Annotated in this window: 18 protein-coding genes, 3 tRNA genes and 1 pseudogene; 10 read left to right on the plus strand and 12 right to left on the minus strand. The window is 68.5% G+C overall.

Going from position 1 to position 20820, the window contains the following annotated elements:
• Window positions 1-316: 316 nt before the first annotated feature.
• The 4 genes from ADK66_RS00325 to ADK66_RS32075 form a co-directional block, all read right to left on the minus strand.
• Window positions 317-3091, minus strand: coding sequence for an AAA family ATPase (locus ADK66_RS00325; RefSeq protein WP_053651466.1), 2775 nt, complete (start codon window positions 3089-3091; stop codon window positions 317-319).
• Between the two features lie 424 nt (window positions 3092-3515).
• Window positions 3516-3588, minus strand: a tRNA-Arg gene (locus ADK66_RS00330).
• A 35-nt stretch (window positions 3589-3623) separates the two neighbouring features.
• A tRNA-Ser gene (locus ADK66_RS00335) sits at window positions 3624-3714 on the minus strand.
• Between the two features lie 1161 nt (window positions 3715-4875).
• Window positions 4876-5046: a hypothetical protein gene (locus ADK66_RS32075; RefSeq protein ID WP_231639852.1), complete on the minus strand. Its 171-nt coding sequence runs from the start codon at window positions 5044-5046 to the stop codon at window positions 4876-4878.
• Between the two features lie 60 nt (window positions 5047-5106).
• Here ADK66_RS32075 and ADK66_RS32080 point away from each other — a divergent pair, with 60 nt between their 5' ends.
• Window positions 5107-5736 carry an EcsC family protein gene (locus ADK66_RS32080; RefSeq protein WP_231639853.1) on the plus strand — a complete coding sequence of 210 codons (630 nt, stop codon included), beginning with the start codon at window positions 5107-5109 and terminating at the stop codon, window positions 5734-5736.
• Here the strand turns inward: ADK66_RS32080 and ADK66_RS00345 are convergent.
• A complete protein-coding gene (locus tag ADK66_RS00345) occupies window positions 5697-6467 on the minus strand; it encodes a CPBP family intramembrane glutamic endopeptidase (protein ID WP_053651467.1) in 771 nt (256 codons plus the stop codon). The two genes, ADK66_RS32080 and ADK66_RS00345, sit on opposite strands and share 40 nt — an antisense overlap.
• Window positions 6468-6612: 145 nt before the next feature.
• On the opposite strand from ADK66_RS00345, the gene ADK66_RS00350 reads away from it, so the two are divergent.
• A complete protein-coding gene (locus tag ADK66_RS00350; protein ID WP_053651469.1) occupies window positions 6613-7728 on the plus strand; it encodes a globin domain-containing protein in 1116 nt (371 codons plus the stop codon).
• A 106-nt stretch (window positions 7729-7834) separates the two neighbouring features.
• Here the strand turns inward: ADK66_RS00350 and ADK66_RS00355 are convergent, their stop codons facing one another.
• Window positions 7835-9364 (minus strand): peptide deformylase, encoded by a 1530-nt coding sequence (locus tag ADK66_RS00355; protein WP_053651471.1) that lies wholly within the window; start codon window positions 9362-9364, stop codon window positions 7835-7837.
• Window positions 9365-9687: 323 nt separating this feature from the next.
• Between ADK66_RS00355 and ADK66_RS00360 the strand changes: the two genes are divergently transcribed.
• On the plus strand, window positions 9688-10470 hold the full coding sequence (locus ADK66_RS00360) for an IucA/IucC family C-terminal-domain containing protein (RefSeq protein WP_053651473.1): 783 nt from the start codon (window positions 9688-9690) through the stop codon (window positions 10468-10470).
• A gap of 30 nt (window positions 10471-10500) precedes the next feature.
• Here the strand turns inward: ADK66_RS00360 and ADK66_RS00365 are convergent, their stop codons facing one another.
• Entirely contained in the window at window positions 10501-12351 is a 1851-nt protein-coding gene (locus tag ADK66_RS00365) for a hypothetical protein (protein ID WP_231639854.1), read from the minus strand.
• Between the two features lie 212 nt (window positions 12352-12563).
• Here ADK66_RS00365 and ADK66_RS00370 point away from each other — a divergent pair, with 212 nt between their 5' ends.
• The gene (locus ADK66_RS00370; RefSeq protein WP_053651475.1) at window positions 12564-13274 is read left to right on the plus strand and encodes a bifunctional 2-polyprenyl-6-hydroxyphenol methylase/3-demethylubiquinol 3-O-methyltransferase UbiG; all 711 of its coding nucleotides are present in this window, start codon (window positions 12564-12566) and stop codon (window positions 13272-13274) included.
• Window positions 13275-13391: 117 nt separating this feature from the next.
• Here ADK66_RS00370 and ADK66_RS00375 read toward each other — a convergent pair whose 3' ends face one another.
• Window positions 13392-13934 carry a YbhB/YbcL family Raf kinase inhibitor-like protein gene (locus ADK66_RS00375; protein ID WP_053652301.1) on the minus strand — a complete coding sequence of 181 codons (543 nt, stop codon included), beginning with the start codon at window positions 13932-13934 and terminating at the stop codon, window positions 13392-13394.
• Window positions 13935-14076: 142 nt separating this feature from the next.
• Between ADK66_RS00375 and ADK66_RS31185 the strand changes: the two genes are divergently transcribed.
• Genes ADK66_RS31185 through ADK66_RS00385 form a run of 3 tightly spaced genes read left to right on the plus strand, consistent with a single transcriptional unit; the run spans window position 14077 to window position 15325 of the window.
• Window positions 14077-14232 (plus strand): hypothetical protein, encoded by a 156-nt coding sequence (locus tag ADK66_RS31185; protein ID WP_157552129.1) that lies wholly within the window; start codon window positions 14077-14079, stop codon window positions 14230-14232.
• Window positions 14233-14279: 47 nt separating this feature from the next.
• A complete protein-coding gene (locus tag ADK66_RS00380) occupies window positions 14280-14786 on the plus strand; it encodes a helix-turn-helix domain-containing protein (RefSeq protein ID WP_053651477.1) in 507 nt (168 codons plus the stop codon).
• Window positions 14783-15325, plus strand: coding sequence for a DUF6036 family nucleotidyltransferase (locus ADK66_RS00385; RefSeq protein ID WP_053651479.1), 543 nt, complete (start codon window positions 14783-14785; stop codon window positions 15323-15325). Before ADK66_RS00380 ends, ADK66_RS00385 begins: the two co-directional genes overlap by 4 nt.
• A gap of 210 nt (window positions 15326-15535) precedes the next feature.
• Here the strand turns inward: ADK66_RS00385 and ADK66_RS30390 are convergent, their stop codons facing one another.
• Window positions 15536-16069, minus strand: a complete 534-nt coding sequence (locus ADK66_RS30390; protein WP_197281384.1) for a hypothetical protein — start codon at window positions 16067-16069, stop codon at window positions 15536-15538.
• A gap of 166 nt (window positions 16070-16235) precedes the next feature.
• Between ADK66_RS30390 and ADK66_RS30395 the strand changes: the two genes are divergently transcribed.
• Window positions 16236-17228 (plus strand): toll/interleukin-1 receptor domain-containing protein, encoded by a 993-nt coding sequence (locus ADK66_RS30395; RefSeq protein ID WP_197281385.1) that lies wholly within the window; start codon window positions 16236-16238, stop codon window positions 17226-17228.
• A 47-nt stretch (window positions 17229-17275) separates the two neighbouring features.
• On the opposite strand, the gene ADK66_RS00395 is transcribed toward ADK66_RS30395, so the two are convergent.
• Both ADK66_RS00395 and ADK66_RS00400 read right to left on the minus strand, forming a co-directional pair.
• Window positions 17276-17968, minus strand: coding sequence for an HAD family hydrolase (locus tag ADK66_RS00395; RefSeq protein ID WP_053651483.1), 693 nt, complete (start codon window positions 17966-17968; stop codon window positions 17276-17278).
• Window positions 17965-18504 (minus strand): annotated as a pseudogene (locus ADK66_RS00400) (GntR family transcriptional regulator); the annotation flags it as partial. The gene ADK66_RS00395 and the pseudogene ADK66_RS00400, both read right to left, overlap by 4 nt.
• Before the next feature lie 46 nt (window positions 18505-18550).
• Here ADK66_RS00400 and ADK66_RS00405 point away from each other — a divergent pair.
• On the plus strand, window positions 18551-19450 hold the full coding sequence (locus tag ADK66_RS00405; protein WP_369814746.1) for a tyrosine-type recombinase/integrase: 900 nt from the start codon (window positions 18551-18553) through the stop codon (window positions 19448-19450).
• 124 nt (window positions 19451-19574) lie between these two features.
• On the opposite strand, the gene ADK66_RS00410 is transcribed toward ADK66_RS00405, so the two are convergent.
• Window positions 19575-19661: transfer RNA gene (locus tag ADK66_RS00410), tRNA-Ser, on the minus strand.
• 170 nt (window positions 19662-19831) lie between these two features.
• Between ADK66_RS00410 and ADK66_RS00415 the strand changes: the two genes are divergently transcribed.
• Window positions 19832-20806 (plus strand): NAD(P)H-quinone oxidoreductase, encoded by a 975-nt coding sequence (locus ADK66_RS00415; RefSeq protein ID WP_053651485.1) that lies wholly within the window; start codon window positions 19832-19834, stop codon window positions 20804-20806.
• The last annotated feature ends 14 nt before the right edge of the window (window positions 20807-20820 follow it).

Here is a 20820-nt window from a genome sequence, read left to right on the forward strand (position 1 = left end):
GATCGGCGAGGCCGCCGCAGCCCGGATCGGCTCACCCGCCATGTCTACGAACCCGGCACTAACGGCCACCTGCCCGGTGCGACGGGCAGCACGTAAGTCATTCGACAGATACGGCGGGTCGGTCAACGCCCCGGACGTCGACGTCCGGTATCGGTGGTGGGGAGCCGGCCGGGTCCGTCGGCGACACCCGCGGCAACCGGCCGTCCCCGCGCGTTCTCCCGCAGCCCTGCGTCTGCGGGGATGACGGGACCGCTGCGCCGACGATGCGGCGCCTTCGGCAAGGAGGCACCCGGGGGTGAACCTCGTGAAGATCAGGTCACGGACTGTAGCGACGGATGGTCGACAGCGCGTCGCGGAGGCCGGCGCGGGAGGAGATTCCGAGTTTCGGGTAGATCCGGTAGAGGTGGGCGCCGACTGTGCGATGGGACAGGAACATTCGCTCGGCTATCTGTTTGTTGCTCAGGCCGCTCGCGGCCAGGTGAGCGATCTCGAGCTCCTGGGTGGTCAACGTGAGCGGTCCCGGCTCGTCGACGATGGCCGGGCGGTATCCGGTGGCCCGCAACTCCTGCGCGGCGCGTGTCAACCACGGCTCGGCGCCGATGGCGGCGAAACCGGTGTGCGCTTCGAGCAGATGTTCGCGGGCGCGGGCGAAGGCTTTACCCCGGCGCAGCTTCTCGGCGAAGGCCAGCCGGATGCGAGAAGCCTCGAAGCGCCACCGTTGCGTGGCGGGGGCGCTGAGCACCTCCTCAAGGCGCCGGCTCGCTTCCTCATCGTCGAGAACGAGGGCGTCGACGCCGTGCTGGATCAGCGCCATTCGAGGGGAGATCGCAGCCAGGTCCGCCCTGCGTACGGCGTCGGCGTGGGCCCGCGCCTCGGTCGTCCGGCCAGTACGCAGAGCGGCTTCGACGAGATCGATGATGGCCCACATGGCGATCGGCGTGTACGGTGCCAGCACTCCGGCCGGGCTGATAGCGGTGGCGTGCAGGTATGCGGACTGGAAGTCGCCCTCAGCCGCGGCGGCGAGCGTACGCGGGTAGTGCGCGACGGCCACGGCGCCGGCGACTCCTCGTGGGAGTGCCCAGCGGGTTATCTCGTCGGCCAGCGCGTAGGCCTCGTCGGTCAGGCCACGGCCCGCCGCGACGTTCGCCCGGTTGAACAGGAAATACCAGGTGAGGAAAGGCAAACCAGCTTCACGGCAGGCTTTCTGGCCCTCTTTCGCCAGTTCCTCGACCTCGTCCCACCGGCCGGTGAAGTAGCCGTCGACGCACAGATGCTGGAGCGCTCCGAGTTGACGACGCGGTGCGCCGCCGTCACGGCCCTGCTGGACCAGCCGCCACGACGACTCCCGGACCTCGGCGAGCCGGTCGACGTACACCGAGGCGGTTCCGATGCGCATGACTCTGGTGAGGTCGCGCTCGTCGGCCAGGGTGCCGAGCAGGGCGTCCAGGTCGGGTATCGCGGCCGCGCCGGTGCGTACCGGGTCCGGGAAGGTTCTGCTCATCACCGAGAGAATGTCCGACGGGCCGGGAATGAGACGGTCCAAGGCGCGGTGGAAAACCGCCCAGTGCCCGGGTGTTCCCGCATACCAGCAGAGCAGAAGCAGGGTGTGCATCGCCTCGTCCAACGCCGGGTCGTCGGCTCGCCAGCCGTGCTGTCCGGTCTCGATGGCCCCGGCGAGCAGCCGGTGGGCGGTGTGCACGTCACCGTCGCCGTTGATCATCAGCAAGGCGGCCGCGCTGGCCGCGCTGAGTGCCCCGGACGGACCCAGATCGGCGGTCTGCGCGTCGGCCAGCAGCGTACCGAGCTCAGCGCCCGCTCCTCCTGCCTCCGCGCCCAGGTAGGCCGCCTCCGCGAGCCGTCGCGCCCGGTTCTCCCCGAGCGCACTCAACTCAGCAGCGCGGACCAGGTTCGACACCGCGCCGAGCACGTCGCCGCGCTGCATGACACGCCGAGCCGCCTCGTCAAGCATGGCGGCGATCGTCTCGTCGGGGTCGGCCGCCGCCGCCGCCAGGTGCCAGGCGCGGCGTTCCCAGTTACTGGGGAGCGCCGCAGCGATGTCGAGATGGGCTTCCCGCCGCTCGGTGTGTGTAGACGCGGCGACGATCGCCGATTGGATCAGTGGGTGGCGGAAGATTATCCGGCCGGCGACGTCGTCGACCCGAACGAGCTGGGCGCGTTCGGCCGGGGCCAGATCGGTGAGGCTGGCCATCCCGCGCAGTACCCGGATCTCCCCGCTGCCCTCGAAGGTCGCCAGCAGCAACAGTCGTCGGGTGGCCTCGGGCAGTCCGCCGACCCGCGCGGCGAACACGGTCCGCAGCCGGTTGTTGAGCGGGACCACATCGGAGCCGGGCGCGCCCGGCTCCGACAGGGGATCGGGCAGATCGGCCTCTGCCAACGTGGCCGGCAGCTCGACAAGAGCGAGTGGGTTGCCTTCCGCCAGGTCCAGTAGCCGCTGCCGAACTTGGGACGACATGTCCGGATAGCGCACGGTGACGAATTGTGTGGCGGCCTCCCGGCTGAGCGGCTGTACGACCACCTCGGTGAGGCCGCGGCGGTCAAGGAAGCTCTCGGTGCTGGTGCGCGAGGACGCCACAACTCCGATCGGTGTGCCCTGGACGCGTCGCGCGATGAAACCGAGCACGACAGCGCTCGGCCGGTCGATCCACTGCACGTCGTCGACGAGCAGCAGGACGGGTGTCTTCCGCGCAATTGTCGACAGCAGTGACAGCGCCGCGTTGCACACCAGCAACACAGGCGGTGGCGGGCCTGGGCCGAAACCTAGCGCGACGTTCAGCGCGTCACGCAGGCCGGGCGGCTGCCGCGGAATCTCCGAGTGGACGGGCAGCAGCAACTGGTTGAGGACCGAGTAACTGATGTCAGCTTCGAACTCCGACCCCGAGGCACGGAGGACGCGCATCCCGCAGTCGGTCGCGAGTTTTGCGGCGGCACCGAGGAGCGCTGACTTCCCGACACCCGGTTCGCCACGGACAATCCGTACGTCACCGCCAGCGCGTGCCGACTCGAGGAAGCGGGTAATGCTCGCCAGCTCTACCTCGCGCCCGAACAGCTCCATGGCGGTGACCTCCGTCATTCAGCACGGCCGCCTGGCGGCGACTCAGTCCGCAAGGGCACCAGCGGCGTAGCTCGGCTGGCGCCCCGGCCTCTTTGCGAGGCGGCCTTCGCTGGACCGGACGGGGAACCAACAGGTAGTCACGTTGCCGCATGCAGTATATCGGACATCGACAGGTCCGACGCTTCTGCCGACGGGCGCGGTGCCGAATCGCAGATCCGCCCCTCCGCCCATGATCAACGACGCCGTGCCCGTCGAACCTGGTAGCCGGTGTGACGAACCGTCCAGGCGTCACCGGCGGTGCGATCCGGTTGGTCGCGCTCGCACCGTCACGACCGTGTGCGGGGGGGGCGCCGTCGACTAATCCACAGGTGCGCTGCACTTTGTTGCTGTACCGCACCGAAAAGGGACCGTCTCGGTTTCCCGAAACGGCCCCTATCTGCTGTGCGCCCGAAGGGACTCGAACCCCTAACCTTCTGATCCGTAGTCAGATGCTCTATCCATTGAGCTACGGGCGCTCGTGCTCAGCCAGTGTACACACCTGACTTTCGCGCGGAGACTCCGGGATTCGAACCCGGGAGGGGCTTTAAGACCCCAACCGCATTAGCAGTGCGGCGCCATAGACCAGACTAGGCGAAGTCTCCCAGGTGGCCCGCAGACCACCGCGCCCGAGGATACAGGTCCCCACCCACCGGGAGCAAAACGACTTCCAGGGTACGTCTGCCACGGCTCCTGGAGCCCGTGTTCCGAGCTGTGCGGCAGCGTGATCGGGACTACGCTGCATCGATATGCAGGAGCAGCCGCCCAGCGAGCCGACCCGTCGAGAGCCTGCTGACCGAGCGCGGCGGCGCCCTCCGCGGGCGACCTTCACTCCGCCGACGGCCGCTGAGCAGGCCGTGGAGAAGGCACCGTCGGAGCCTGCAGCGGCCGGGGATACGTCGGGTGAGCAGCGCCCGAGGCGCACCAGACCCGCCCCGACGGTTCTGTTCCAGCCACCGGAGCCGGAGCGCCCCCTGCCCCGGCAGCCGAGGCGGCCGCCGGCTCTTACGCCCGACAGCACGATCACCCGCGCGCAACCCTCGGCACCGGACGCCGATCAAGCAGGGCCGGCGGAACGGGCGGAGTCAGGCCCCAACCAGGTGCCGGAAAGCCCGCCAGCGGACGTCAACGGCCCGAGCCGGCCGAACGCCCCTGTGGCGACGGACGCCCCTGCGGCGGACGCGAATGAAGCGGGTACCGCCGATGCGAAGGGTTCGACGGCGCGCACGCCGGACAGGTCAGCGCCCGAGAGAAGCGCAGAGGCAGCCGCCGGTCCGGCGACGCGGGTACCGAAGGCGCGCGCCACCCCAACGCGGAAGACTCCCGCCGGCAAGAAGCCGCGAGCGTCGGCCGGCGACCCAAGCGCGACGACCGCGCCGCCGGTTCCGCCGACCTCAGCCGTGCCGGCAGCCGTCCCGATCGAACCAACGACGGACCCGAGCGAGCAGGCCACTCAGAGCGAGCAAGCCGCCCAGGCCAGGCGGGCCGAACAAGACACCTCGACCAAAAGAACCGCGCCGGCCAAGCGAGCCGCACCGGGCAAGGCAGCCACACCCACTAAGGCGACCACGCCGGCCAAGGCAGCCACACCGACCAAGCGGGCGGCGAGCCCTCGCAAGAGTGCCGCGTCGAAGAAAGCCACGACAGCAGCACCCGAGACTGCGACCGAGCAGCCCCAGCCCGACGTCGCGGCGCCCCTCGCCCTCACCGGCAGCGCCGCCACGAGCAGCGCCGCCACGAGCAGCGAGCCGGCAGCGCAGCAGACCTCACACGAGCCAGCCGCACACGAGCGCGCGCACACGCCAGCCGCGCAGCAGACCCCACACGAGCCAGCCGCACACGAGCCGACCGCACAGCAGACCGCTCAAGCACCAGTCGCGGACGCGCCAGCCGCACAGCAGGTCGTGCACACGCCAGCCGCACAGCAGATCACGCACGAGCGGGCACCAGCTCTGGGGCGTACCCCGGAATGGGATCTTCGGGCGGTTACCGCCCGCGTGCTTGACCACCCGGGTTTCGCGCCGGAGTTGTTGGCCCTGGCGGCGGTGCCCGCGCTCGGGCCGAGCGCCGCCGAGTGGGCCGAACGGCTCCGGGGTCGGTATCCGGACGCTCCGGCAGACGGCCTGGCCCGGCTGGCCACCCGGCGGTACGTCGGTGCGGCCGCAGCGGGTGGGGCGACGGCCGCGCTCGCGGGGCTCTTCGCGCCGGTGGCGGAGTTGGCGTCGGTGCTCTGGACCCAGTCGAACCTGGTGCTGCACCTGGCGGCGGCGTACGGGCAGGATCCGGCGCATCCCGACCGGGCCGTCGACCTGCTGGTGCTGACCCAGGTGCACCCGGATCCGGAGAGCGCGCGTGCCGCGTTGGCCGCCGCGCAGACGGCGGGCGATCCGGCGGAGGAGCCGTGGCCGAGGGCGGCGGAGGCCGCGTGGCGGCTGGCCGCGCCGCTCACGGCGCAGGCTGGCGGGTGGCTGGCGTTGCGGTTGGCGTCCCGGCTGCTGCCGGGTGCGGCGGTGCTCGCCGCGGCGTTGGGCGACTCGGCGGCGACCGAACGGCTCGCGGCGCGGGCGGTGGCCCTCTACCGGCCGCGTCAGAGCCAGTCGAACCACTCACGGGGCAGCAGCGCGTAGCCGACGAAGGCGACCACGTCGAGCAGCGTGTGCGCGATGACCAGCGGCATCACCCGCCGGGTCCGCAGGTAGAAGAGGCTGAACACGACGCCCATCACGGCGTTGCCGACGAACGCGCCGAAGCCCTGGTAGAGGTGGTACGAGCCGCGTAGCAGCGCACTGGCCGCGATGATCGTGACCAGCCGCCAGTGCAGCTGGCGCAGCCGGGTGACGAGGTAGCCGACCACGATCACCTCCTCCAGCACGGCGTTCTGGATGGCGGCGAGGATCAGCACCGGCACGGTCCACCAGAGATCCGGCAGCGCGGCCGGCACCAGCGTCGCGTTGATGCCGAGCTGGGCCGCCACCCAGAACAGGGCCAGCCCCGGCAGGCCGATCAGCGCGGCGAGGCCGGCGCCTCGGGCCAGGTCCTGACCAGGCCGTCGGGCGTCCAGGCCGAGGGTCCGCGCCGGGTCGCCGGGGTCGCGGCTGAGCAGGTGTACGGCGAGCAGCACGGGCAGCAGCGCGAAGGCGATGCCGAGCAGTTGGTACGTCAGGTCCAGCCAGGGGCGGGCCGACGCCGAGGTGTTCAGCGAGGCGGTCTGCTTGGAGAGCGGCCCCTCGGCGGTCAGCTTCGCGATGATCGACACCACCGCGTAGACAGCGGACTGGCCGAGGGAGAGGCCGAGGACCAGCAGCGTCTCTGTCCCCAACACTCGCCGGGACACCGGGCGGGTCAGCTCAACGGTCACCGCACCACTCTGCCCGACGGGTGGCACCGCAGGTACGGCCGATCGGGCCGCGTGAGCCGATCGCACATTCTGTGCGACCGGCGTGCACGCTCCGTGGAGATTCTATGGATGCCCGATCCGCTGACGTCTGGAGAAGGAGCACCCGGTGGAGAATGTCGCGCGGTTGCTGAAGGAGAGCTGGACCCTGGTCGAGGAGGACCGGGAGCGGCTGAGCGGCCATTTCTACGCCCGGCTGTTCCTGCTGGACCCAGCCCTGCGGCAGCTCTTCCCGGTGCAGATGACCGGTCAGGGTGACCGCCTGCTGGAGGCGATCATCACGGCGATCCACACGGTGGACGACCCGGAGAGCTTCGACGAGTTCCTGCGGGCGCTGGGCCGGGACCACCGTAAGTACCACGTCGACGACAAGCACTACGCGACGATGGGCGTCGCGCTGCTGGACGCCCTGCGCAGCACGGCGGGCGACGGCTGGAACCTTGAGTACGACCAGGCGTGGCGGGACGCGTACGCGGCGATCGCGGCGAAGATGGTGGCCGGTGCCGCCGACGACGGCAACCCGCCGTTCTGGCACGCCGAGGTGCTGACCCATGAGCGGTACGGCCCGGACACCGCAGTGCTGACCTGCCGGGCGTTGCAGCATCCGCTGTCGTGGCGGGCGGGCCAGTACGTCAGCCTGGAGTTGCCGCGTTTCCACCCGAGGGTGTGGCGGAACTACTCGGTGGCGAACGCCCCGAACGACGACAACGTGCTGGAGTTCCACGTTCGCAGCCCCGGCGCGGGATGGGTGTCCGGTGCGCTCGTCCGCCGGGTGCGGCCGGGGCACCTGCTGCGGCTGGCCGCGCCGATGGGTTCGATGACGCTGGACCGCACGTCCGAGCGGGACATCCTCTGCGTTGCCGGCGGGGTGGGGCTGGCGCCGATCAAGGCTCTGGTGGAGGAGTTGGCCACCTACAACCGGACGCGGTGGGTGCACGTCTTCTACGGCGCACGACAGGCCGCTGACCTGTACGGGCTGGCCGGCTTGCAGGAGTTGGTGGCCGTACACCCGTGGTTGTCCGTCACGGCGGCGTGCAGCGACGACAGGGATTTCGACGGCGAGGTGGGTGACATCCCGGACGTGGTGGCCCGGTACGGGCCATGGACGACGCACGACTGCTACGTCTCCGGTTCGGCGCAGATGGTCCGGTCCGCGCTGCGGGTGCTGGCAGCGGACGGGGTGCCGCCGCCGAACATTCGCTACGACACCTTCGGCGACCTTTAGAACGTTCCTCCCCCCATAGCCGGGGCGCGTGCCCCTGCCCCCTGGGGCACGCGCCCCGGCCCCCGTCGTCGCTCCGCACCGCTGAGCACCGCCCGGGGCGCCCTGCTCAGTACCGCCAGGGACGCCCGGTTTCCCGGTATTCCTCGACCGGCACCAGCGGCACGCCGGGCGCCATCCGGTCGACGTAGAGCCGACCTTCCAAGTGGTCGATCTCGTGGGCGACGAGCCGGGCCATGCCGAACTCGAACGACGTGATGACCCGGCTGCCGTCCCACTGGGCGTGTTCCACGTCGAGGCGTAGCGGCCGGGGCACCAGACCGCGGTGGTCGAAGAAGGAGAGGCATCCCTCGTACTGCTCGTCGGTTTCCGGGTCGGCGTCGACAACCCGGGGGTTGAGCAGGATGACCGGCTCCGCCGACCGGTCGGGAGGCCGGACTGCCGCCGCGGCCCGGCCGATGCCGAGTTGCGGGGCGGCGATACCGACGCCCTTGCTGAACGGATGCAGTTCGTCGAGGCGGGCAAGCGCCATGGTGAGCCGGTCGACGATGTCCCGGGCGGCCTGTTCCTCGCCGGGCAGGTCGAACTGCCGGACGCGCTGGCGCAGCAGGTCGTCGCCGCGTTGCACGATGCCGATCCCCCGCATCCGGTCGCTGGGCCGGACCCGGACGCCGTTGGGCCCGACGTCCGGGTCGGTGTCCGGGCGGGCGCGGAAGCGCCACTGCATGCGGTAGCGGGCGTTCAGCGGGGGGTCGTCGGTCTGCCAGTCGAAGAGCGCCCGGTCGCCCGCGTCGCGACGCTGCGGCGCCGTCCTCAGGGGGCCCTCCTCCGCCGAGAGCGAGGTCTCCACGCCCCAGACCTGTGGGTCGAGCGCCGCCGGCAGGTCCAGCCGTACGGCGAGATGACGGGTGGGCAGCCGGACAGCCCGCTGGAACCAGGGCCCCCACTTCTCCTGGCCGACGCTGTACGCGTACTCGATTGTGGCCCGGTCGCCGGGGTAGAGCGGGAAGCGCCGCTCACCGTTCTCGAACAGCAGCCAGATCTCCTTGAAGGCGTCCCGGTCGTGCTTCGCCCGCCAGTGCATCGGCTCGGGGTCACCGACGTTGTCGTCCCGGCGAGCCTGGAGTTGCAGTTCGGCGAAGGTGAGGGGGTGCTCGCGGTGATGCCGGTTGGAGCGGCCGGGGTCGTTCGGGTAACGGTCGACCGCCACGCGTGCCAGGTAGCGGGTGACCGGCTCGGTGCCGGCGTTGTACAGCTCGCGGCGAATGACGCACCGGTAGCCGTTGTCGGTGTGGGTGAGGGCTGCCAGCTCCCGTTCGACGATCAGGCCGGTGCCGGGTGGCAGCCACTGGCCGGGCGAGGGGGGTTCGCGGTGCGGGTGGCCGGTACGGGCGTGCCGGAGGTCGTCGTACTCCCGGAAGCGCTGCCAGATCGCGCCGCTGGCCTCCAGGACGGCTTCGGCCCGGCGGGCGAAGTCCTCGGTGGGGCGGTGCCGGCGCCCTTCGACGTGGCTCACGTAGGACGGGTCGAACCCCATGAGGACGGCGAGTTGCTTCTTGGAGAGCCCGCGTCCGGTCCGTTGCCGGGCGAGTTCGGCCGCGAAGGAGTCGGCAGCCCGTTCGAGGGGGGATGTCGTCATCGGCGTCCTCGTGGCCGGGAATATCATTCTCACGTTCTGTGGCGAAGCGCACACGCATCTGGCAACTTGGCGACACTCCGCTTGACAAGCACCCGTGGAGCTGCGGGCGTGAGGTCGGCGTTTTCGAGGAGCAGCGTCGGGTAGTACGGCGGAGCGCCGCTCGTGCTGGGAGCCGACGTGACCCGGGCCTCCCGCCTCCGACCGAGGTGAGGCTTCCCTTATAACCCCGGGTTGGTTAGGCTAGCCTTAGCTCAGGACGCAACTGCCGTCCGCCGAGGTCTTCCTCGGCCACGTGGACAGGGGATGACACGGTGACAGCGGTGATGCCGAGGCGGGACATGACCGCCACGCCGCTCGCCCCCGTCACCGCCACACTGCAGGCCATGTTCGGCACCGACGACCTCCCTGGGCTCGCCCGCGGCCTGCTTGTTGACGACGAGTTCGTCTGGGCACCCGCCACTACGCTGATCGACGGCACCCGGCTGCCGGAGTTGCTGCGCGGCGCAGGCGTCCGGTGGCGCGGCACCCCGCACGCCTGCGCCGCGCTGGCCTGGAAGTCCTACAGCTACTGGACGGCGCTGCCGGCCGTGCTCGGCTGGGCCTCGGCCCGACGGGTGCCGCTGCTCGACCCGTCCGACGTACTGATCCACTTCGAGGACCACCGGCCCCTGATCACCCTCGGCCTGCGTCGCAGCATCACTGTGGCGGTGCTGCCCAACGACCCACTGGCGGTGGCCGGCCTGCCGCAGGTACGCGTCGTCGCCGACGAGACGGCCTTGCTGGGCGAGCTGCGCGCCTCATTGCTCGACGCGCACCTGGCGCCGCTGATCACGGCGATCCAGTCCGAGGTTCGGGTGGGCACCCGGACCCTGCTCGGTTCGGTCGCCTCCGGCATCGCGCACGGCCTCCTTCGGGCTGCTGACGCCCTGCCCGGCCCGACGGTGCAGAACATCGACTCGGTGCTCGGGGCACTTGATCTGGCGGACCTGGTCGAGCTGGTGCCCGGCCCGGCCGGCGAGCCGACAGTGCAGCGGCGCACCTGCTGCCTCGCCTTCACGCTGCCCAGCCCGAAGGTCTGCCAGGGCTGCTGCGTCCGCCAGCCGTGAACGCGCTGGTACTCCAGGCCTGAACCCCGCTCAGTCGGTCAGCGGCCGGACGTCCCACACCCATACGCCGCCGGTGAAGACCGGCTGGATTCCGGTCAGCTCGGTCATCCCCCGACGCAGCGCGTCCTCGTGCTCCTGCGGGCCGAGGATTACCGCGCCGGCGCGCCAGTAGCGCAGGTCGTCGACCGCGTCCACACGACTCTGCGGGGTGATCGGCGGCACCGCACCGGTACGCCTGATGGTGGAGAAGAAGCTGCTGGTGGTGCGGGGCGGCGCGCCGAACAGCGCGACCTTCGGCGGATCCGCGCTCGGGCGGGTGTCCGGGCCGAGGAAGTAGCCGCGGGCCAGCGGCATGTCCAGCCGGGTCACAGCCGACCAGCGCAGCGGCTCCGCATAGGTGGTGTCCGGCAGGGGCAGGGTCACCACACTGCGTCCGCCGGCCACGTAGGGGCGCCAGGCTCCGCTCGTCACGAATGTGGGGACCGGGTCGAGACGGACAACGGGCAGCGGGGTGGGCAGGATCGGCAGCAGGGCCATCGTCAGCACTGTGGCGGTGACGAAGCGGATCTGCCGCCGGGCCGTCGGGTGTGCGGCAGCCATCTCGCGTACGCGCTCGGCGCCGTAGGCGAGCAGCACTCCGATGATCGGGGTTATGGCCAACGCCCAGCGGGTCGGCACCACCGAGTGCAGGATCGGCAGGTTCTCCAAGGCTGCCCACGGCCCGGGCACGCCGGTGCCCCGACCGGCGAAACGGACCTCCCGGCCGAGCGAGAGCACCGCGAAGAGCAGGGCGAGCCCGGCCAGCGCGAGCACCACCACCGAGCGCCGCAGCCACCAGACCAGTGCGACCACCAGCACCAGCAGGGACCAGCCGAAGAAGCTGTTCTCCTCGGTCGGGTTCTTGGCGAGGCTTCCGGCGGTGCGCGGGCTGCCGGCAAGCGACTCCCGGGCGTACGCGACGAACGAGGCGAGGTCGCTGGAGTAGCCGCGGATCAGGCTGGACAGCCCGGAGTACGCGCCCGGGCCGAAGAACTGCACGTACAGCGGGTACGCCAGCAGCACGGCGGCGACCCCGGCGGCAACGGCCAGGCCGGCGAGGAACGGCCGGGCGCGCGACCGCAGAGGTGGGCGAGCGATGGCGAGCGCGACGACGACAACGCCCAGGCCGATCGCGGTCATCAGGAGGATCTCCAGGTTGAGGAACGCCTGCCAGACGATCACCAGCGCGAGCAGCACCCCGTTGCGTAGCCAACGGCCGGGCTCGGCGAGCCGCAGCGTCCGCCAGATGATCAAGGGAACGACGTACTGCGACACGATGTTCGGGTGCGCGTTGGCGTGCGACACCATGGCCGGCGCGAACGCGCAGAAGCCCGCGCCCAGCCAGGACGGCCCGCGAGCGCCGATGAGGACGCGGGAGAGCAGGAAGTACCAGGAGACGGCGGTGGCGATCATCCCCAGCGTGAGAAAGAGCAGGAATGCCGCGCGCGGGCCGAACAGCAGTGTGACGGGCGTCATTGGCAGCGAAATGGATAATACGGACGTATTGGCCATGAGGTTGACGCCGTCAGGCACGTTCATCTGATCGGAATGAAATGGATACACGAAGCGTGTGACGACCCGCGTACCGTGCGCCAACATCCATTCGAACTGCGACTGGTCAGTGCGGTTGTCGCGTACCCCACTGCCCGGGTTCAACCAGAGGCGGCAAGTGACCCAAAAGGCGAGCGCCACGAAGCTCACCACGGCGGCCAGATCGACCCACTTCCCGTTGCGGCGCAACCCGTCCCCGCCGACTCCCTCCACAGGCAGCACAGTGACCGGCCCGTCACTGGGCGCAGTGGCCGGGCCGGCGCTCGGCGCGTCCGGTTCGGGAGTAGTCATCGCAATTCATAGGGTAGTCAGCGTATGGCTCTGCCGTGACATGTTTCGGGGTACTGCCGTACTATGTGCCGGGTTCGCCGACCGCCGATCACGTGCCCACCCCCCGACCGCAATTCGGCCACAATGCTGCCCCGATTCTTCTGCCATCCAAGCGGATGATTCACTCTGTCGGTTCAGGCACGGGTCGAGTTCATATCGTGAGGAATCGACGCATGGCAGAAATCACTGGGGACCAGCGCGTCCAGTCCGAGGTGCTGGAGGGTCTGGCGACGGCCGTCAACCACCGCCGCTGGTTCGTCGAACTGGCGGTGCCGTACCTCGGTGACAACCCGATCGAGATCGGCAGCGGTCTCGGCGACTACGCGCTGGAGTGGTCGCAGCTGCTACCCCGGTTCACCGCCACCGAGGCCGACCCCGACCGGTTGGTGCAGCTCAAGGAGCGGCTCGCCGCCCAGCCGGGCATCGACGTCCGGCAGATGCTGCTGCCGCACCACGAGCGGGGCGACTACAGCGCCGCCGTCTCGTACAACGTCCTTGAGCACATCGATGACCACGTGGGCGCGCTGCGCAGCATGCGCGACCTGGTCCGCCCCGGCGGTGCCGTGATCATCATCGTGCCGGCCTTCCAGTTCGCGATGAGCCCTGCCGACGTCGCCACCGGGCACGTCCGGCGGTACACGAAGAAGACCCTCGGAGCGGCGATGACCGACGCCGGCCTGACCATCGAGAAGATCCACTACGCCAACGCGCTCGGCTTGATCGGCTACTTCATGGCCACGAAGGTCTTCCGCCTGATGCCGAAGGAAGGCCCGATGGTCAAGGTGTACGACACCCTCGTGCTCCCCGCGACAAAGGCAGCCGAACAACTGGTCCGCCCCCCGTTCGGCCAGTCCGTCTTCGCCGTAGCCCGAGTCCCCGCCTAACCCCGCACCCCGGGGCCCCGCCCCGCCCCGCGATCTTGAACTTCGGTCGCCCCTGCGCGTCTTACACCAGGGATGCCGAGACAGGAACTGCAAGATCGCGGGGGAGGTGGGCTGGGGTTACTCCTTGACCTGGTACGTCGGGCGGATCACCGCTCGGGCCAGGGTGTGGAAGGTCAGGTTGAAGCCGACGTAGGCCGGGCTGGCATCCGGGGTCAGATCGAGCCGGTCCACGTCCACGGCGTGCACTGCGAAGACGTACCGATGCGGGCGGTCACCGGGCGGTGGCGCCGCACCGCCGTAGCCCTGCTCGCCGTAGTCGTTACGGACGGAGAACGCACCGCCGAGGTCGGTGCCCGCCGCGCCGCCTGCGCCGCTGGGCAGCTGCGTCACGTCGACCGGTACGTTCACCAGCACCCAGTGCCAGAAACCGCTGCCGGTCGGCGCGTCCGGGTCGTAACAGGTCACCGCGAAGCTCTTCGTCTCGGCGGGGAAATCCGACCAGGTCAGCTGCGGAGAGACGTTGTCACCCCCCGTGCTGCCGTGCGCGTGCCGGGCGTCCATCGGCTCGCCGTTCTGCACGTCGTCACTGGTCAGCGTGAACGAGGGCACCGTCGGCAGCAGCTCGTACGGGTCCGGGGCGATCGGTCGTTCCAGGGTCATCAGGACGCGTCCTTCCGGTGCGGGCAGTTCCTGCCCCTTCATACCCCGTTCGGCGGCTGCCGACGACCGGATGGGCCCTGCCGGCCACAGAACTAGTGAGGGAAAATACTGTTGCCGCCACAATGTTCCACAGGGATACCTTATGGCATCAATATGGCGTGATTTCCTGATCGCCGTCGTCACCGCGCTCCGCAAGCCGGACGAGCGGTCGCTCGCCGAGGAGCGTCGTCGCGCTGTCGAACGACTGGCCGACGAGACGATCCGGAAGCACCAGCCGCCCGCCGACCCACCCGAGTAGCGGTCCAACGAGTTGCGTTTTTAGCGTTTGCGACGCATGCTTCACCCATGGTGACGACGGGTGGAGACCTGCTGACAACGGGTCAGGCTGCAAAGCTGCTGGGGTCGTCGCGCCAGCAGGTGGTCAACCTCTGCGAGCGTGGAGACCTGCCGTTCGTGAAGGTCGGCATGCATCGGAGGATTGAGCGCAGCCAGGTTGAGGCGATGCTGCGCCCCAAGCCTGAGCTGACTCGCGATCAACTCAAGTCACTGTGGCTGCACCAGGCGGTGGCGGGCAATTTGGTTACCGACCCGGACGCGGTACTGGGCAAGGCCAGGGAAAATCTCGATCGGCTCCTCCGGCAGCACCGGGACACCATGACCGAGGTGTGGCTGAAGCGCTGGGAAATCACGATCGAAGAGGGCGTCGGTGCCGTTCTCAAGACGCTGACCTCGGATGATCCGGAAGCTGTGGAGCTACGACAGAACTCGCCCTTCGCCGGGGTCCTGTCACAGTCCCAGCGCAAGAAGGTCCTTGAGTCGTTCACGCGCACCGGTTGGAAACGAGCGGCATGAGGCGCGAGCAACTGGAGCATGTCCTGCGGTCCGCGTGCCAAATCGCGGGAGACCCGGACGTCCTCGTCATTGGTAGCCAGTCGGTGCTGGGGGCGATCCCGGAGAGCAGACTCCCGCTGGAGGCCACCGCCTCCATGGAGGTCGACGTGGCATTCTTCGATGACCCGGACGACCATAAGGCTGACCAGGTCGACGGTGCCATCGGCGAACTCTCACCGTTCCACGAGACGTACGGTTACTACGCCCAAGGCGTGAGCGTCTCGACCGCAGTGCTGCCCGATGGCTGGCGCGATCGGCTGATCCTGGTGGAGTCGCAAAGCACCCAGCCGGGGCGTGGCTACACGCTCGAACCGCACGACTGTGTCGTGTCCAAGCTGATAGCCGGCAGGGAGAAGGACCACGCCTTCGCCAACGCGCTGATCCGGGCAGGGCTCATCGAGCCATCCGTAGTCGCTGAGCGGATTGAGATGGTCGACGTCCATCCCCGGGTGCTGGAACGACTCAGGGACTGGATCACCAATTACCTGCCGGCAACCTGACGAGCACAGACGCGGCCCCCGACCGACGGTCAGGGGCGTTTTAGCTGTCCAGATGGGCGGAGGGTGTGGGATTCGAACCCACGAAGACATCGCTGCCTTACCGGTTTTCAAGACCACACCGATCAAGGCCGTGACCAGCGCGAATGCTGACCAGTCCAGAAGGAGCGACACGGATACGACATCAACGGGAGGGCTGGCGTCACGGGCGGCTCACACTGGCTGGCGCAGGAGTTGCGCTTGTTCCTTCTTGAGGTTGGCGAATGTACGCCGGACATAGGAGACATATGCATCGCCGGGATGACGGATGAGCGCCCGCTCGCGGACGCCCTCCTCGAACTCTGCGACACGAAGGATCTCCTGGGCCGCTACGTGGGCGCAGAAATCGCGCAACGGTGCCGGGACCTCGACCTCCACCACCAGGTCGGCATGCGCAAGGATGAGGTCACTCATTCGGCGATTCGCGGGTTGAAGCACCTCGTCCCGCCATCGTTGCCATTCGGGGTTGCCTCCCTCTGGATTCCGTTCGGATGACTTCGGCATATGCATCTGGCGCAGCGCTGCCCAGATCCGTTCGTTCGCGTCCACCATGGCGTTTAGGGGTCCGTAGAGATCACGGAGCTGACTGTTAATTCGGGTGAGGCGAGCCTGTCTCCGTTCCAGCCGCACCTGCCCATACTGGTTGAGAAGAAAGGCGAACACGGCTACGACGATGCTCGCACTGGCAGCAATGATTGCGGCGGTCACTAGGTTAGCTTGCCGCACCTGCAACCGAGAGTCACCCCCGAGGGGAGCAAGGACTCCTCGTCGTCGGCCACCAAGCCAGTTTGCGCCAGCTAAGTCATCCGAATGGCTCTACCGCTCACGTGCACAGTCAGGTAACGTCATCCCATTTGATATCGCAGGAGGGCTGTTGAAGGTCTTCATCTCCTGGAGCGGCGAACCGAGCCGCTCCATAGCGTCCGAGCTGCACGGCTGGCTGCGCGTCGTTGTCCAGCACGTTCGGCCCTGGATGTCTGACGTCGAGATCGAGAGCGGCACCAGGTGGAATGATGTTATCGCCGCGAACCTAGAAAGCGCCGACTTCGGCCTAGTATGCGTAACTCGCTCTAATCAATCAGCTCCGTGGTTGATGTTCGAATCCGGGGCGCTGGCTAAACGATTAGATGTAGCACGATTAGTACCGTTGTGCATTGATCTCGAACCGGCTGAAGTCATTTCACCACTTCAATCGTTTCAGTCGCGGAAGCTGGACATGGACGGCATGAGACGTCTGATCCACGAGTTGCGCGAGATGTCTGATAACCCCATGCCTCGCGAACCCGTCGACCGCTTATTCGAAGCAATGTGGCCAGGGCTAGAGGAGCAGGTCAGGCTAGCAGCCACCCAGCACATCAACGCCGAAGGCCCCCGCCGCAGCCCAGACGACATGCTGGCAGAGCTAGTGACACGTGTCCGGAATCTTGAGCGGGACACTGAGACCGAAAAGCAATCTAGCGGACCATCTCGCCGCGATCTTAGAATGCTTGACCATGCCGTTATGACACTCGACGACTCAGTGTCTCGCCTATCCCTCCTGACAAATTACATTGCGGAGTTCGCCCACTCGGTAAACCGACTCGAACAACTTCGATTTAGCGAAAGAGAACTCACAACGGCACAGAGGGTGAGTGTCGACCGGGCGGAGACGAACCAGCAGCGCGAAGCGGAGTACGAAATCGGAGTTGGCGACTTGGTCAGTCATCCAAAATTCGGAAAGGGGGAAGTCATCGATATCGCTGGAGCGGGGGCAGGTCAGCGCGCGCAGGTCAACTTCGAAAGTGGCCAAATAATGTGGCTTGTCTTGCGACACTCTAGACTTGCACCACTCGCTCCAGAGATTGATCTCGATTCAAGCGATAATTGATGCGTCCTCGAACCGGGCCAGCAGGTCGAGCAGACCGACAGACCTTCCTAATCTATAGTGCCGATCAGCACCCCAGCCAATTCGCTCATGCTTGTGATCACCAAATCTGCCCCGGCCGCACGGAGCGCATTGGCTTTGGAGGACCGATTCGCGTAGCCAATTGCCCGCACGTCGGCGGCCCGCGCCCCTTCAATATCCGATAGCGAGTCGCCAATCAGAACGCACCGCTTCGACGGCTCACCAACAGCGCGCACGGCTCGCAGGATCGGTTCTGGGTTGGGCTTCATGCGGTCCGGATCGGCGTACGCCCTGCCGACCACCGGTGAGACGTACCCGGCGAGCCGGTGTGCTGCCAGGTAGGCGGTTACCGCCCCGGCCGAGTTGTTGCTGACCACCGCCACCGACATCCCGGCTTGCCGCGCAGCCACGATGACCTCACGGCCGTATGGCGTCGGCTTGGCAGTCTCGACGGCCCTACGCTCGGCCGCGCAGAGCGCATCCTCTACGGCCCGCGTGATGGCGTGGTCGCCGGCCACGCTGATCCGGCGCAGCACCTCAAGCGGGTCCGGTTCACTGGCAAAGTCCGGCGACACCTCGACGCCGCGCCGCCTCAGCACCTCGACCAGCTCGGCGGCGACCTGCGGGGCCGGGTAACCGGCGAAGATGCTGCACACCGGCCCGTCGAAGTCGAGCAGCACCGCGCCAACCTCGCCGAGCAGCCGGCCCAAATCGGGGTTCATCCGTCGTACCGGTAGGCGATGGTCGACCACACCGAGTCGAACCACTGGCGGGATGCCTCCACGAACTGCGTGCCGTGCGAGGCGTCATCGTCGGTCACCGCATAGTGGAACAGCGGGACGTCCTTACCCATGAGGTCGTAGATCGCCATCGGCTCACCCTTGATTGAGACGGTGCGTTCAACGACCGGGTAGAAGCCGTAGAAGACCTCTTCGCCGTTCAGGATGTAGAGCTTGAACAGCGGGGACGCCCGATGCATCCGCACGTCAACGGTGGCTGACCGGATGAGCCCAAGGTCGCCCAACTCGCCTACCTGATCGATGATGCCGTCTGCCGCCCGGCGTGTGATCCGCTCGGCGCGTTCGCGTACTGCTGGATCGTCTGCCTGCGTCTCGGCCCGCGACGGCAGCGCCATCGGTACGGCCATGTCGGAGATCAGGACCCGCACGGCGATCGTCTCCGGCGCGAGCCGGCCGACACGCACCTTGTCGAGCGCCTCGGCGAGCGCGTCGCGCAGCGTCTCCCCGGAGAACCTTGCGCCGGCTATCCGATGGCTCGCCGCGAACACGCTGCCGCTAACCGACGTGGCGAATCCTGCCACCACCCGGAAGGCACTCGACGCGCTCACGGTTCGGATCGACGGCGGTCCGGCCGCAGCAAACACCGTCGCAAGGAAGCGGGCCGTTCTCTACAGCGCCTTGAAGTACGCCGTTGAACTCCGCTACCTCGACGCACACCCGATGGATTTCATTCAGTGGCGAGCACCGAAGAACACCGATCAGGTCGACCGGAAGGTGGTGGTAAATCCCGATCAAGCCCGTTCCCTGCTCTCGGCAGTACGGAAACGCGATCCGCACCTGGAAGGCTTCTTCGCCTGCATGTACTTCGCCGCACTCCGACCTTCCGAGGTAGTCCACCTACGCGCCGACGAATGCGAGCTACCCGAAAGCGGGTGGGGCTGGCTTCACCTCAGCGGCTCAACGCAACAGGTCGGCGAGGATTGGAGCGATAGCGGGAAATCGCTGGAAGACCGGGAGTTGAAGCACCGGGCGAAGAAGGCGACCCGCGATGTGCCCGCCTGCCCGGAGTTGGTTCGCATCCTGCGGCATCACGTTCGGAAGCACTGCCGAGACCCCAACAGCCGGATGTTCAACGCCGCTGGTGCGCGACCGGTCCCGGTGTCCAAGAGCACCTATCTGCGCGCCTGGCGGCAGGCACGCGAGGCAGCGTTGGCACCGGCTCAGCAGCGCTCGCCACTGGCGCACCGGCCGTACGACCTGCGGCACGCCGCCGTGTCGCTCTGGCTCAACGCCGGAGTGCCGGCTACCCAGGTTGCCCAATGGGCCGGACACAGCGTGCACGTCCTGCTCAAGGTCTACGCCTCGTGCATCGACGGACAGGACGAGGTCGCGCGCAAGCGGATCGAGGGAGCGTTAGGCACCGACGACCAGGCCGAGAGAGCGCCGGGTGACGCCGACACGTAGACGACACAATCAGTGAGACACGGCGGCACCGGGCGAGACAAAGTGAGACTGATTCACCATCGATAAACGCGCCCCCTGATCAGCGTTCGCGCTGGTCAGGGGGCGTTTTTGCTGTCCAGATGGGCGGAGGGTGTGGGATTCGAACCCACGAAGACATCGCTGCCTTACCGGTTTTCAAGACCAGCGCCATCGGCCACTAGGCGAACCCTCCCGGGCCGTCACCCAAGGGTGTACGGCCACGCATAGTCTGCCACGGCTCCCGCCGGGCGGCCCGGCGTCCCTCCCCGAATACGCGGGCAGGAGGCCCGCCAGGTCCACAGTGTCCAGTGGGATGAGCTGGGTGCGCCTGCGGCCCGGTCGGGCGTCGGGTAAGACTGAGCCATGCGAGCCGTCACGATTCCGCAGCCCGGTGGACCCGATGCCCTGGTCTGGGCCGAGGTGCCCGATCCTGAGCCGGGTCCCGGGGAGGTGATCGTGGATGTGCGGGCAAGCGGCGTCAACCGCGCTGACCTGCTGCAACGGCAGGGCCACTACCCGCCGCCGCCGGGCGCTTCCGCGTACCCCGGGTTGGAATGCTCCGGGGTCATCACGGAGGTGGGCGCGGACGTCGCCGGGTGGGCGGTCGGGCAGCAGGTCTGCGCGCTGCTGTCCGGCGGCGGGTACGCCGAACGGGTGGCCGTCCCCGCCGGGCAACTGCTGCCGGTGCCGGCCTGCGACACGGTGGACGCGGCGGCGCTGCCCGAGGTGGCCTGCACGGTCTGGTCGAACCTGATCCAGGTGGGGCGGCTCAGCGCCGGGGACACGCTGCTGGTGCATGGTGGCGGCAGCGGGATCGGCACGTTCGCGATCCAGTTCGGGGCAGCGCTCGGCGCCACAGTGCTGACGACCGCCCGCGCGGCCAAGCACGACCGGCTACGTGAGTTGGGCGCGGCACACACGATCGACTATCGGGAGCAGGATTTCGCCGATGAGGTTCGGCGGGTCACCGACGGCCGGGGCGCGGACGTCGTCCTCGACATCATGGGCGCGTCCTACCTGGGGCGGAACGTCGCCGCGCTGGCCACCGGCGGTCGTCTCGTGGTGATCGGGATGCAGGGCGGACGCAAGGCCGAGTTGGATCTCGGCGCGCTGCTGACGAAGCGGGCGAGCGTCAGCGCCACGTCGCTGCGCGCCCGACCGCTCGCGGAGAAGGCGGAGATCGTCCAGGGCGTACGGGACGAGGTGTGGCCGATGGTCACGGCCGGCGCGATCCGACCGGTCGTGGACCGGCGGCTGCCGATGGCCGAGGCGGCGCAGGCGCACCGGCTCGTCGAGTCGAACGAGCACTTCGGCAAGGTAGTGCTCACGATCGGGTGAGGGCGGCGGGAGTA

This window comes from Micromonospora sp. NRRL B-16802 (assembly GCF_001279555.1).
Taxonomy (GTDB): Bacteria; Actinomycetota; Actinomycetes; order Mycobacteriales; family Micromonosporaceae; genus Micromonospora; species Micromonospora profundi.

What these genes read in the sequence shown, in the direction of transcription:
- ADK66_RS00365 (WP_231639854.1), bottom strand. Translation starts at nt 12,351, where the DNA reads ATGACTACTCCCGAACCGGACGCGCCGAGCGCCGGCCCGGCCACTGCG.
- ADK66_RS00415 (WP_053651485.1), top strand. Translation starts at nt 19,832, where the DNA reads ATGCGAGCCGTCACGATTCCGCAGCCCGGTGGACCCGATGCCCTGGTC.
- ADK66_RS00375 (WP_053652301.1), bottom strand. Translation starts at nt 13,934, where the DNA reads ATGACCCTGGAACGACCGATCGCCCCGGACCCGTACGAGCTGCTGCCG.
- ADK66_RS00380 (WP_053651477.1), top strand. Translation starts at nt 14,280, where the DNA reads ATGGTGACGACGGGTGGAGACCTGCTGACAACGGGTCAGGCTGCAAAG.
- ADK66_RS00385 (WP_053651479.1), top strand. Translation starts at nt 14,783, where the DNA reads ATGAGGCGCGAGCAACTGGAGCATGTCCTGCGGTCCGCGTGCCAAATC.
- ADK66_RS00355 (WP_053651471.1), bottom strand. Translation starts at nt 9,364, where the DNA reads ATGACGACATCCCCCCTCGAACGGGCTGCCGACTCCTTCGCGGCCGAA.
- ADK66_RS00370 (WP_053651475.1), top strand. Translation starts at nt 12,564, where the DNA reads ATGGCAGAAATCACTGGGGACCAGCGCGTCCAGTCCGAGGTGCTGGAG.
- ADK66_RS31185 (WP_157552129.1), top strand. Translation starts at nt 14,077, where the DNA reads ATGGCATCAATATGGCGTGATTTCCTGATCGCCGTCGTCACCGCGCTC.
- ADK66_RS00325 (WP_053651466.1), bottom strand. Translation starts at nt 3,091, where the DNA reads ATGACGGAGGTCACCGCCATGGAGCTGTTCGGGCGCGAGGTAGAGCTG.
- ADK66_RS00395 (WP_053651483.1), bottom strand. Translation starts at nt 17,968, where the DNA reads ATGAACCCCGATTTGGGCCGGCTGCTCGGCGAGGTTGGCGCGGTGCTG.
- ADK66_RS00360 (WP_053651473.1), top strand. Translation starts at nt 9,688, where the DNA reads ATGCCGAGGCGGGACATGACCGCCACGCCGCTCGCCCCCGTCACCGCC.